At 42.5% G+C, this 13,576-nt stretch carries 10 protein-coding genes; all 10 read left to right on the forward strand.

Annotated elements, in window-relative coordinates:
* Positions 1-80: 80 nt before the first annotated feature.
* The 10 genes from ACFO8Q_RS02405 (at position 81) to hutU (ACFO8Q_RS02450) (ending at position 13,574) form a co-directional block, all read left to right on the forward strand.
* Positions 81-2,093, forward strand: coding sequence for an ATP-binding protein (locus ACFO8Q_RS02405; protein WP_380024181.1), 2,013 nt, complete (start codon positions 81-83; stop codon positions 2,091-2,093).
* A complete protein-coding gene (locus ACFO8Q_RS02410) occupies positions 2,090-3,454 on the forward strand; it encodes a sigma-54-dependent transcriptional regulator (RefSeq protein ID WP_380024056.1) in 1,365 nt (454 codons plus the stop codon). The genes ACFO8Q_RS02405 and ACFO8Q_RS02410 overlap by 4 nt, the downstream gene beginning before the upstream one ends.
* Before the next feature lie 240 nt (positions 3,455-3,694).
* Entirely contained in the window at positions 3,695-4,312 is a 618-nt protein-coding gene (locus ACFO8Q_RS02415; RefSeq protein WP_380024058.1) for an ABC transporter permease, read from the forward strand.
* 22 nt (positions 4,313-4,334) lie between these two features.
* Positions 4,335-4,976: an ABC transporter permease gene (locus ACFO8Q_RS02420; RefSeq protein ID WP_380024060.1), complete on the forward strand. Its 642-nt coding sequence runs from the start codon at positions 4,335-4,337 to the stop codon at positions 4,974-4,976.
* Positions 4,977-5,003: 27 nt separating this feature from the next.
* Positions 5,004-5,957 (forward strand): ABC transporter substrate-binding protein, encoded by a 954-nt coding sequence (locus ACFO8Q_RS02425; RefSeq protein ID WP_380024062.1) that lies wholly within the window; start codon positions 5,004-5,006, stop codon positions 5,955-5,957.
* Between the two features lie 64 nt (positions 5,958-6,021).
* Positions 6,022-7,008: an ABC transporter ATP-binding protein gene (locus tag ACFO8Q_RS02430; RefSeq protein WP_380024064.1), complete on the forward strand. Its 987-nt coding sequence runs from the start codon at positions 6,022-6,024 to the stop codon at positions 7,006-7,008.
* Between the two features lie 6 nt (positions 7,009-7,014).
* The gene (gene hutH / locus ACFO8Q_RS02435) at positions 7,015-8,541 is read left to right on the forward strand and encodes a histidine ammonia-lyase (protein ID WP_380024066.1); all 1,527 of its coding nucleotides are present in this window, start codon (positions 7,015-7,017) and stop codon (positions 8,539-8,541) included.
* Positions 8,542-8,570: 29 nt separating this feature from the next.
* Positions 8,571-10,211 (forward strand): urocanate hydratase, encoded by a 1,641-nt coding sequence (gene hutU / locus ACFO8Q_RS02440; protein ID WP_380024182.1) that lies wholly within the window; start codon positions 8,571-8,573, stop codon positions 10,209-10,211.
* A gap of 11 nt (positions 10,212-10,222) precedes the next feature.
* Complete coding sequence (locus tag ACFO8Q_RS02445) at positions 10,223-11,791, forward strand: helix-turn-helix domain-containing protein (RefSeq protein WP_380024068.1); 1,569 nt, start codon at positions 10,223-10,225, stop codon at positions 11,789-11,791.
* Between the two features lie 121 nt (positions 11,792-11,912).
* Positions 11,913-13,574 (forward strand): urocanate hydratase, encoded by a 1,662-nt coding sequence (gene hutU, locus ACFO8Q_RS02450; protein ID WP_380024070.1) that lies wholly within the window; start codon positions 11,913-11,915, stop codon positions 13,572-13,574.
* Positions 13,575-13,576 lie beyond the last annotated feature (2 nt).

Here is a 13,576-nt window from a genome sequence, read left to right on the forward strand (position 1 = left end):
TGACAAAGCGATATTTGCTTCTTACATTGATTGTGATTTTATTTACTTTGTCTTTCCTTTATTGGCTGACGATTCATGTGATGAATTCATCGTTCAGAGAACAGATTGAATATCGCGATGACTTGATTGCCAGAACTTTAAGCAAACGAATTGATAACATGATTCAAAGCATGGTGAATGACACAAGAGTCATCTCTGCTTATGTTTTGAAAGAATCAGAAACGGATCGAAAGTTTTATTTATCGGAAATGGAGAGAATCGCCGCCCAGCAACCTCTTTATCTGAGTATTCAAACTTTTAATGAAGGTGGAAAGCTGCTGACCAAGATACCTGACGTGGTTTCCCCGGAGCCTTTCAGTTTTGATCATATACGAACTTATATTTCTTGGAGCAAAACCTACTATATTTCGGATATGATCACGCTTCTGGACGGGAGAAAAACGTTTGCTATCACCTATCCTGCCATTGATGATAATGGGGTTTATAAAGGGGGGGTGATAGCATTTGTCAACCTTAATGTTCTTTCTGATTACCTGAAAGAATTAAAGATTCGAGAACTTGGCGTGAATGCGATCATAGATAGACAAGGATCAATTATCGGCCATAGTAATGTGGAATTGATTAACTCTTCTTTAAAGGATCATCCGATCGGAAACTACTTGCAAAAAGAAAGATATGGCATGTGGGAGGGGCAACTGTTTAATGAAAAAATGATTGTTGCCTACAGACCTTTATCAAAAGGTGGCTTCGGTCTGATTATGGGTGAGCCGACTGAGCAGGCAATGAAATCTTCCCGTCAAGTAACGACTCTTTTACTGCAAGGATTTATAATTGTTTTACTTATTGCTGTCGCTCTCACCGTTTTCGGGACATCGAGGGTGGTAAAGCCCATTTTACGGCTGATCAAACAGGTTAAGGAATACAATCAAAATAAACGAAGAAATTTTGATCCTATTCAAACGAGAGATGAAATCGAAGAGTTATCGAGAACAATGGGACAAATGGCTGCGGAATTAAGAGACAAAGAGAGAAGATTATTTTATACTCTCGAATCGATTCCGTATTGTGTGATCACCACAGATAAGGACGGCAGGATTACCTCCTTTAACAGGGGAGCAGAAGAACTGACTCTATTCAAAAGAGAAGAGGTTATCGGGAAATCTATCATTGATCTCCCGTTCAAAGAAAACAAAGAAGAATTCGTTTCATGGAAAACGTTGCAGGAAGGTAAAGAATTTGATGAAGTCGAGAGCTATATCTTTGACAAAGATAAAAAGAAGCACGAGGTAAGAATCTATTCTTCCTTATTCCGTGGTGAAGACCACCAACTCATTGGAGCGATACTGGTCATTCGCGATGTAAGTGAAGTGAAAAAATTGGAAGAATATCTGAGACAAAGTGAACGATTGGCCTCCCTCGGACAACTGACAGCCGGCATAGCTCATGAAATTAAAAACCCTTTAAGCATTATCCAAGCAGCTGCGGAAGCAATACTTCTTGAACTGAAGGAATTGAAAGTGGAGAGTGGTTTTGTTTCTGAATTAATCCATGACATTTTAGAAACTTCTGACCGGATGGATGAATTATTAGCTGATTTTTTGAAGTTGTCAAAAGGGGAAGAAAACGATACAAAAGAGGTTACCAATGTCGTTGCCATACTTGATGAATTGCTGCATCATTTGAGGAAAAAAATTACTGATCAGGAGATAACTGTTTCTCGTCATTATGAGGTGAAGAAAGCATTCGTATATGCGAACAAGAACCGTCTTACGCAAGTGTTTTTGAATATCTTGTTAAATGGCATTCAAGCTATGGAACAAGGTGGTATTCTTTCCATTCGAGTCAAGGGAAATGAAAGGAATTGGGAAGTCGAAATTGAGGATACGGGAAAAGGAATAGCACCGACAAAGCTTCAGTGGATTTTCAATCCTTTTTTCTCAACGAAGCGGGAAGGGACTGGCTTAGGGCTTTCCATCGCTTATGAAATTATTATGCAGCATGATGGAAAGATATGGGCAACGAGCACAGAAACTGTCGGAACGATCTTATTCGTTCAACTACCAAAGGTAACACGTGAAGGTGATTCCCTATGAGAAGTATATTGCTGGTAGATGATGAAGTTAAGTTGGTAAGGATACTAAGCTCATCCTTAGCGAAGAAGGGGTATACCGTATATACTGCTGCCAATGGACAAGAAGCCCGTAAAAAAATCGCTGAAAAAGAAATCGATATTGTTTTTCTCGATTTGATGTTGCCTGATACAACCGGGCTCGAGTTACTTCAGGAATTCATGGCTTTGTATCCTCAAAAAGTTTTTATCCTTATGACGGCCTACGGCGATGTTGAGAGTGCGGTTACCGCAATGAAAGCGGGTGCTTTTGATTACATTGTGAAACCGGCCAAACTGGATGAAATCTTGATCGTTATTGAAAAAGCCTATGAATGGTTAAAAATGAAAGAAGAAAACCAAATTTTGAAGGATAAATTAAAGGATGTTGAATTTACAAAGGGGCTTATCGGTTCCAGTTCCTCTATGAAAAGAATTCTTCAACTGGTTGAACGGGTAGCCAATACGAATGCTACCATAATACTGGAGGGAGAGAGCGGAACAGGCAAGAGTATGATTGCCAGAATGATTCATGATTTAAGCGGTCGAAGTAAAGCCCCTTTTATTTCTGTTAATTGTGCGGCAATTCCTGAACAACTCTTGGAGAGTGAGTTGTTTGGATATGAAAAAGGTGCTTTTACCGGTGCCAATGCCAGTCGACAAGGAAAGTTTGAGGCAGCTGACGGGGGAACCATCTTTTTGGATGAGATAGGTGAAATTCCCTCATCTTTGCAAGCCAAACTGCTGCATATCACGCAAGAAAAATCGTTTATACGTTTGGGAAGCAATACAACGAAACATGTAGATGTAAGGATTATCTCGGCTACCAATCGTGATTTAAAGAAAATGGTCGATCAAGGAGTCTTTAGGGAAGATTTATATTATCGGCTTAATATTGTTGACATTTCTATTCCTCCGTTACGGGAGAGAAGAGATGATATTCCTGTCCTTGTGGAAGAATTTTTAAACCGGCATCGGAGAAGAGACAACAAAAACTATCAGATCTCCTCAGAAATTATGAAGGTGTTAATCGATTATCCTTGGCCAGGCAATGTCAGGGAGTTGGAAAATGCACTTGAAAGAGCCGTGGTCTTATGTCATGATGAAAAATTGTCGATTGAGGACTTTCCGCGAGAACTGAGGGAAATCAAACATGAAGCATATATTCCGGGAGTTTTTTCCTATAATAACACCAAACCTCTCCCGGAACAGTTAGAAGAAATTGAAAAACAAATGATTCTTCAAGCTTTGGAAGAATCCCATGGGCAAGCTGCGTCTGCTGCGAGGAAACTGGGTATTTCCCGGCAAAGTCTTTTGTATAAGATGAATAAGTATCTTATTAATTGAGAAGAGAGGGACAAAAATTAAGCGGCGCTTTGATTTTTTAATCAATGCGCTTTTTGTCGTCTGCTTGATTAAAAGCAAGTTCTTCTTGGTTACAGCAAAAAAATGAAGAGTCATTGGCAACTAACTTACTAAAAAGCAAAATTGTACAAAAATTCGTATTTAATTCTAGGGTCTGAAAACAGACTGCCCGTTATAATGAAAACTACCGAATGGCATTCAAATAAAGATAGGAGGTTGTGAATGAAATATTTAGTTTCAAATTTCGAGAGGGTTTTGGGTCTCTTTGTGGACCATCTTTATTTTGTTGCTATATCTCTCCTTATTTCGATTTTGATTGCTGTTCCTCTTGGAATTGTTGCATCCAGGATTAAAAAGCTTTATACCCCGATAATTGGAACTCTTGGTGTCATTTATACCATTCCCAGCCTGGCTCTGTTTGCACTGCTGATTCCTTTCCTGGATTTGGGCTTTAAGCCTGCGGTAACCGCATTGGTTGCTTATACCCAAATGATTTTAGTTCGTAATATAGTTACGGCGATACGCGGAATTGAACCGGCTGTGATTGAGGCTGCCAAAGGAATGGGGATGAGCAAATGGCGGATCTTATGGAAGATTGAGTTGCCGCTGGCTTTACCGGTAGTGATAGCAGGGATTCGAATCGCAACCGTCTCCATGATAGGAATTGGTGCAATTGCCGCTTACATCAATGCGGGAGGATTGGGTGAATTGATTTTTGAAGGAATTTACCAAGACCATCCCGGGAAAATCGTTGCCGGCACAATTGCAGTGGCGATTCTTGCCATTATGACAGATATCTTCTTTCGAATCGTTGCAAGAAAAATGAAACCCGCTTCATAAAAGGAAGGGAGGGAACAGACTTTTGGAAATCTTCATTGATGCTTATCAGTATGTTATACAGAACACAGGAGATTTCTGGCACGCTATTTATGTTCATCTTTCATTAAGTTTTATTGCTGTTGTTATAGGGATTCTCATATGTGTCCCGTTAGGAATTTATCTGGTGAAGAAAAAAAGGGGATCCATGGTCATTCTGAATGCGATTAACATTGGAAGAATTATTCCAAGCTTGGCGGTTCTCGCGCTTGCGATGCCTTATGTGGGGATTGGATTTACTCCCTCCTTGATTGCTCTGGCTTTACTGGTATGTCCTCCGATTCTCATCAATACGATTACAGCATTTAACGAAGTAGACAAAAGTATTATTGAAGCCGCTTATGGTATGGGGATGGATAAAGCGAGAGTGATTCGGACAGTCGAAATCCCCTTAGCTTTACCTGTAATAATTACGGGTATCCGAACGGCTTCTGTTGAGGTGATTGCCAGCGCTACCTTGGCAGCTTTTATCGGTGGAGGAGGTCTTGGAGAATTCATTATTAACGGAATTGCGTTAGCCCAACCTTCCATGCTGCTTGTGGGAGCGATCCCGGTAGCGATTCTGGCTTTAATGGCTGAAGTGATTTTTGGTGGGATTGAAAAATTAACCCTCCCGCCTGCAACATAATGTTTACAAAAAAAGGGGGAAGTCAAAATGAAGTCAATCAGTAAAAAGATTTTCTCGATTTGCTTGATATTTGTTCTTGTGTTTATCACAACCGCATGTGGAAATACCGGTAGCAGCCCTGCATCTAATTCTTCCGCGAGTTCATCTGCAAAAAATGGAGGAAATAAACCGACCATTAAAGTTGGTTCCAAGAATTTTACTGAGCAATACATTTTGGGTGAGCTTTACTCACAAGCTCTGGAAGCGGCTGGTTATCCTGTGGAGAGGAAACTGAATTTAGGCGGCACACTGGTAGCATTCGAAGCATTAAAAGGCGGTCAAATTGATCTTTATCCTGAATACACGGGCACTGCTTTAATGGACATCTTAAAAGACCAACCGAAAAGTGACGGGGATGCTGTCTATGAAGCGGTGAAGAAAGGCTATAAAGAAAAATGGGATATTGAGGTTCTTAATAAGACTCAGTTTAACAATACTTATGTTCTTGTGACTACTAAAAAAGCGGCAGAAAAGTATAACCTGAAAAAATTGTCGGATCTGGCCACGAAAGCTTCCGAACTAAACTTTGCATTGATCCCGGAATTTGCGGAGAGAGCGGACGGACTGCCTGGGTTGCAGAAGACGTACGGAGGATTCCAATTTAAATCGGCCAAACTGTTTGATATTGGTCTAAAGTATAAAGCGTTAACAAGCGGCCAGGTCGATGTAACCATCGGGTTTGGCACGGATGGACAGATTGCCGGATATAACTTGGTAGCTCTGGAAGATGATAAGAAATTTTGGCCTCCCTATCATGTTGCACCCCAAGTGAGAGGCGACGTACTAAAAAATAATCCTGAAGTGGGGGAAATTATTAATAAAGTAAATGCCTTGTTGACCGATCAGGTTATGGCTTCCCTCAATTGGAAAGTAGATGGGGACAAAGAGGAGCCGGCGGCAGTGGCCAAACAGTTCTTAAAGCAAAACGGGATTATTAAGTAAACCGGATGGGGAAAAAGGGGACCGAACAGTTTTGGGAGGTCCCCCATTTTAAGGAGGAAAAGGAATGAGCGGAATTGTATTTCAACAGGTTACCAAATTCTATCCGGGCAGTGAAAGACCGGCTGTTAACAAGGTAAGTCTTGAAGTGGAAGCGGGTCAATTTGTTGTTCTTCTTGGAAGTTCCGGATGCGGAAAAACAACCCTTCTTAAGATGGTGAATCGACTTTACGAACAAACACAAGGAAGTATACTTGTGAATGGCAAGGATACCAAGACAGTACCGGTCAATGACTTGCGACGTCAAATCGGCTATGTTATTCAGCAAAGCGGCCTTTTCCCTCATATGACAGTTGAGGCAAATATAGCGGTTGTACCTGAAATGTTAGGCTGGGAAAGACAAAAGATTGATGATCGAATTGATGAACTCCTGGAATTGGTGCATCTTGATCCGAAAATTTATCGGAAAAGATATCCCCGCCAGTTATCCGGTGGACAGCAACAACGGGTAGGACTTGCCCGAGCTTTAGCGGCGGATCCGCCGTTTATGTTGATGGACGAACCTTTTGGAGCCATTGATGCAATAACCAGAACAAAGCTGCAGGATGAATTAATCCATATTCAAAAGAAACTTCACAAAACCATTTTGTTTGTTACCCACGATGTGGATGAGGCTTTAAGACTGGCAGACAAAATTATCATTATGAGAGATGGAGAAGTTGTTCAGTACGATACGCCTCTCAACATTATTGCTCATCCCCATAATGATTTTGTGAAAGACCTTATTGGCGGAGACGATATAATCAGACAAATCAGTCTGATTAACGTAAAAGCTGCGATGGAAAAGTCAAACAAAACAAAGACATACGAAAAGACCATCACAATCTCAGAAAAAAGTGACTTGAAATCGGCTCTGGCCACGATGTTGCGAACGGGGGCGGAAGTCCTTTTTGTGCTCGATGAAAATGAGTACATCATAGGACATCTAAGTCTTTCCCATATTCAAGAGTTGTTACTGCCTCACAATCAACAAAACATCTTAAGGATGAAGTAAGAATCGATGCGAAAATCAATTATTCTTTTAGATGGGGACGACCTGAAGATTGAAGATATCGTGGCTGTTGCCAGATACGGTGCGAGAGTTGAGTTATCGACTCTTGTAGCTGAGAAAATAAAGAAATGTCGTGCGCTGGTTGATCGATTTGTCTCCGAAGAGCGTGTGATTTACGGGGTCACCACCGGACTTGGCGACCTTTGTAAGGTGCGAATTACGGCCGAGCAATCCTCTGCTCTTTCAAGAAACGTGATCATGAGTCATGCATGTGGGGTAGGGAATCCTCTGCCTGAAGATCAAGTTCGGGCGATTATGTTTTGTGCCGTTGTAAACTTCAGCCAGGGGCATTCGGGTGTTTCCCTGGAAACGGTGGAAACGCTTATCCGCATGCTCAATGAAAGGGTAACTCCTTGGGTTCCTTCTCAAGGTTCTGTTGGATATTTGACCCATATGGCCCATATTTCTCTAGTAGCCATTGGACTTGGTCAGGCCTATTGTAATGAACAGCTGATGTCGGGCAAGGAAGCTATGAGCAGATCCGGGATACCGCTTCTTTCTTTAAAGGAAAAGGAAGGGTTATCGCTTGTCAACGGAACGGTTTGTATGACCGGAATCAGTGCTCTCACAATCTATGATTCCATCAATCTTGCCAAGTGGTCGGATATCGCGGGAGCCATGAGCTTTGAGGCATTAAAGGGAAACAAATCCGCTTATGATCATCGGGTTCATAAAGTTCGTCCGTTTAAGGGACAGGTAAAGGTAGCCAATAATTTGCTCCGTTTGTCTGATGGAAGTGAAATTACAGAAAAATATAAAGAGTACAGGGTTCAGGATGCACTCAGTATTCGCTCGATCCCTCAGGTCCATGGAGCCTGCAGAGACAAGATTGAACATGCAGCCGAAATCGTTCGTACCGAGTTGAATTCCGCAACAGATAATCCGTTGATCTTTGATGATGGAGACGGTGGTATCTCGGTGTCCGCCTGCAACGCCCACGGTGAGCCGTTGGCATTGACGATGGATATGCTGGCAGCTTCGGTAACTGAATTGGCGAACATTTCTGAACGGAGGATTGACCGTTTAATCAATCCTCATGTGAGCGAATTACCCGCTTTTTTGGTGGAGAAAAGCGGATTGAATTCGGGTTTTATGATTCCGCAATATGTAGCAGCTTCCTTAGTGGCTGAAAACAAGGTTCTTTCTCATCCAATTTCGGTAGATTCCATTCCGACTTCAGCTTATCAGGAGGATCACGTCAGTATGGGAACACCTGCTGCGCTTAAAGCGTGCCAAGTGGTCCGAAATACTCAAAAGGTAATTGCGATTGAACTCCTGACGGCAGCTCAGGCATTGGAATTTCACCGTCCTTTAAAATTTGGGAAAGGTACAGAATTCGTTTATGGTTTAATAAGAAAAAAAGTTTCCGCTTGGATTGAAGACAGGGTTTTTTATCCTGACATTCACCAAATGATTTCTGTGGTTGAAGACGGTAGCTGGATTCAGGCAATTGAAGAACAAGTAGGCCAACTATAGATTGAAGATTTGCGAGAGGACGAACGGTGATGAAAGAATTACATTCTTCTACTGATGAGCAGCTTCGCTGCAAGAATTGGCAAGTGGAAGGGATTTTGCGGATGCTGGTGAATACCCTTGATTCGGACGTTGCGGAAGATCCGGAGAACCTTGTTGTTTACGGTACCGGAAAAGCTGCTCGAAACAGGGAAGCCGTTTGTAAGATCCTTTCTACTTTAGAGCAACTTGAAGATGACGAAACTCTACTGATCCAGTCTGGTAAACCTGTAGCCGTCTTCCGAACATTTGAGAATTCGCCGCGGGTTCTTGCTGTGAATTCGGTTGTTGTTCCCGCTTTTGCCACTTGGACTCAATTTCGCCGGTTGGAGAATAAGGGACTTACAATCTACGGACAGTCGACTGCCAGTTCCTGGTCTTACATTGGCACTCAAGGAATTTTGCAGGGAACGTATGAGACATTTCATGCAATTTCCCAGCAGCATTTTGAAGGTTCTTTGTTAGGTAAGTGGATTCTTACCAGTGGTCTTGGCGGAATGGGAAGTGCCCAGCCGACTGCCATTAAAATGAACGGGGGAGCCTCTCTTGTTGTTGAAATCGATCCGATGAAAGTAGAGAGGAGCATTAAGTACAATATCTGTGAAGTAGCCACCGATAATTTAGATGACGCTTTGACTTATATTGAAAGCGCATTGAGAAATCGGAATCCTCTAAGCGTGGCCTTGGTTGGAAATGCATCCGATGTTTACCAAGAGCTTCTGAACAGAGGGGTTATTCCGGATGTTGTCACCGATCAAACATCAGCGCATGATTTATTGAACGGTTATATTCCTTCGGATTATACAGTGGAACATGCGAACCGTATTCGAAAGCAGGTTCCTGAGATGTATCTGCAGGATGCAAAATATACCGTCGTCCAACATCTGAAAGCTATGATTGGATTTATGGAAAGAGGTTCGATCGTATTCGATTACGGAAACAACATCCGTCAACAAGCCTTCGCTGCCGGGCTCCAGGAGGCGTTCTCATTTCCCAATTTTATCCCTTCCTATATTCGAGAACTGCAATGTGAAGGGTACAGTCCATTCCGATGGATTGCTCTTTCCGGCGACCCGAATGATATCTACAAGATTGATCAGGTACTGGTAAGCCATTTTTCTTCAGATGATAAGATTAGACACTGGATCGAGTATGCCCAGGCAAATGTACGTTTTCAGGGACTTCCCGCCAGGGTATGCTGGATGAAGGCCGAGGAAAGGATTTGGATCGCTGAAAAGGTAAATGAGATGGTGGCGAGAAAGGAACTGAAGGCACCTGTTATGTTTACACGCGATCATATGGATGCAGGGTCAGTAGCGTCTCCGTTGAGAGAAACTGAGGGGATGAAGGATGGCAGTGATGCGATTGGGGACTGGCCAATTTTAAACGCTCTTTTAAATACGGCCAACGGGGCAACTTTCGTCAGTTTTCACCACGGAGGAGGAGTTGGCGTTGGTTACTCGCTTCACGCTGGAATGAGCATTGTGGCAGATGGGAGTACAAATTTGGCGGAAAGATTCCGGAATATTTTCCTTGGAGACGTAGGTGTCGGTATTATTCGCTATGCGGATGCGGGTTACGAAATTGCGGAAAGGAAAGCAAAGCAGCTCGGGTTAGGCTTGGGGGATCAGTAAGGAGGAGCCTCATGGATGTTTTGGTTGCAGAAACAAGTGAATTTCAACGTAACGGATTAAAATGGATGTTTGACAGCTCGGACCTTGCAATTGACCGGTATATTGAAGTGTCCACTCCATCTGAGTTTTTGGCTGCAACGGAAAGCGGAGAGTATCACCTAATCCTGCTTAATATTGATATGCTGCCGGATGAACATTGGCATGTTTTATCGAATCTAGCAAATAAGTCAACAGTAATAGGAATTACTGAACGAAAAGAATTTGAAACAGCGGTACGGTGCTTGGAAGTTGGGATGTACCGTTTATTTGTCAAACCATTATCCATCCAGTCTTTAATGGACGCTATTAAAAATATTGTGGAAAAGAAAATCATAAAACATCCACATGAGGAAATAGAAAAATTAAGAACTCAATGGATTGCGAACCTCATCTCAGGACAAGTCACGAATTTGCGGGAAGTATGGGAACAGGCAAATCAGCTTGGTTATCATTCCCTGCCAAGCGTAGTGATGATGGCAAAGGTAAGCCATCTAAATGAACTGATCAGAAATAAGAGTGATCTATGGAAAAAACAAATTTTATCCCAAGTGAAAAGTGTTGTTGAATCATTTTGTAACGAAAAGGGATTGATTTTCCATCATACCCATGATGATTTCGTTGTTTTGTATACACCGAAAAAAGGGGAACAAAAACAAGAAACCGTTGCGATTGTGAAGGAACTGGGGTTTCAGTTGTATGATTGGGTGAAACAACAGTCCGATTACTCCCTTTATATTGCTTGCGGCAGTGAATATAAAAATCCCATGCATTTGTATCATTCTTATGAAGAAGCAAAGATTCTTCTTTCATTGGAATTTTATTACTACAAAGGCAAAGTGGCTCATTACGCAGATTATCCGCAGGTTTTTAACAGAAATATTCTCGACGAGATCGATGACCCATTTGATGAAGAAGCGCTTTCCAAGGACAATCTCCAGTTTGTGTTGACTCAAATGGAAAACAACCTGAATCATATGAAAACTAGCGGAATTCTGCCCGTCTATTACAAATTGTCTTTAATTTATATTCTTTTACGAATGCTTAGACAGTTTGTGCCCAATGAAAAGCATCAATTCGCGTCGTTTCTGGATTACAGCCAAAAAATTATGAGCAGTGAGTCGGCTGACGAAATCGTAACTGAGCTAAAAGAATACTTTACCAAAATTTCAGATGTTCATGTTTTCCCTGTTCAACATATTGTGATCGAACGAGCCCTGGACTTTATCAACGAAAATTACAATAAAAGCATCACCTTGGAGCAAGTGGCGGAGGAAATAAAAAGGAGTCCTTATTATTTCAGTCACCTTTTCAAGAAAGTTATGAATATGACGTTTGTAGAGTATCTAACTCATCTTAGGGTGAAGAAAGCTAAAGAACTTTTACTCAATGACGATTTAACTGTTTCCGAGATTGCCTACATTATAGGGTATCAGGATCCTAATTATTTCAGCCGTGTTTTTAAGGCAATCAGCGGTGAATCCCCAAAGCAGTGGAAAACGCAAAAAAACCTAGAAAAGACAAAAAATGAAAGAAAAAATTAAACTATAAATAAAGTAAGGCAAAATGTTGAAAACATTCGAAAGATAGTCTAGAGATTGAGCGACCGGATCATTATATGATTTCCGTAAGAAATACAATTTTTCAATCTCAGGAGGAGATAGAATGAGTCAAACATTGAGTAAAGTGATTCGTGCCCCACGAGGTACGAGTTTGAATACGAAAGGCTGGATTCAGGAAGCAGCTCTTCGTATGTTGATGAACAATTTGGATCCGGAAGTGGCGGAACATCCTGATAAACTTGTTGTTTATGGTGGAATTGGAAAAGCGGCACGGAACTGGGAATCTTTTGAATCGATAGTTGAGACACTTAAGAAACTTGAAGAAAATGAGACTCTATTAATTCAATCGGGAAAACCGATAGCTGTTTTCCGCACACATAAGGATGCTCCAAGAGTATTGTTGGCAAACTCAAATCTAGTACCTGCTTGGGCTAATTGGAGTACATTTTACGATTTGGATAAGAAAGGTTTGTTCATGTATGGTCAAATGACGGCAGGAAGCTGGATTTATATTGGGAGCCAAGGAATTGTCCAGGGAACTTATGAGACGTTTGCAGAATGTGCAAGACAACATTTCGGTGGCACTCTGAAGGGAACAATTACGGTCACTGCCGGTGTAGGAGGAATGGGCGGTGCTCAGCCATTGGCTGTGACAATGAATGACGGTGTTGTTATAGCGATAGATGTTGATCGGAGCCGTATTGAAAAGCGAATTGAGACTCGTTACTGTGAAACGCTTGTCGAATCTTTGGACGAGGCGATTCAACTGGCGCTTGATGCAAAGAAAGGAGGAAGAGCGCTTTCAATCGGATTGTTGGGGAATGCGGCTGAAATTCTTCCGGAAATGCTGCGCCGGAACTTTGTACCGGATATTGTTACAGACCAAACATCGGCTCATGATCCGTTGAATGGATACCTCCCAATCGGCGTGACTTTGGAAGAGGGAGGCGAGCTTCGTCGAAATAATCCCGAAGAATACGTAAAACGGTCAAAAGCAAGCATGGCCGTGCATGTGCAAGCCATGCTCGACATGAAAGCAAAAGGAGCCATAGTGTTTGATTACGGCAACAATATCCGCCAGGTGGCGTTCGATGAAGGGGTAAAAAACGCTTTCGATTTCCCTGGGTTTGTACCTGCCTATATCAGACCTCAATTCTGTGAAGGGAAGGGACCTTTCAGATGGGCGGCACTGTCCGGTGATCCGCAGGACATTTATAAAACTGACGAAATGATTCTACGAGAGTTCGCAGATAACAAGCAACTTTGCAAATGGATAAAGATGGCCCAAGAACGGATTGCATTCCAAGGGCTGCCGGCTCGGATTTGTTGGCTGGGTTACGGGGAACGGGCAAGGGTCGGCAAAATCATTAATGATATGGTCGCATCCGGGGAACTTTCTGCTCCAATCGTTATTGGGCGCGACCATTTGGATGCCGGTTCCGTAGCTTCTCCAAATCGTGAAACCGAATCGATGAAAGATGGCAGTGATGCAATTGCCGATTGGCCAATCTTAAACGCTTTGGTCAACACTGCATCCGGTGCAAGTTGGGTATCCGTGCATCATGGCGGCGGTGTTGGAATGGGATACTCGTTACATGCTGGTATGGTGGTTGTGGCGGATGGCACAGAAGATGCTGCAAGACGGTTGGAACGAGTATTGACCACCGACCCTGGTATGGGAGTGGTCCGTCACGCAGATGCAGGATATGATCTCGCCATCGAGACGGCGAAGAATAAAGGAATCCACATGCCAATGTTGGGCTAGAG

Source organism: Effusibacillus consociatus (assembly GCF_042652925.1).
GTDB classification, from domain to species: Bacteria; Bacillota; Bacilli; order Tumebacillales; family Effusibacillaceae; genus Effusibacillus; species Effusibacillus consociatus.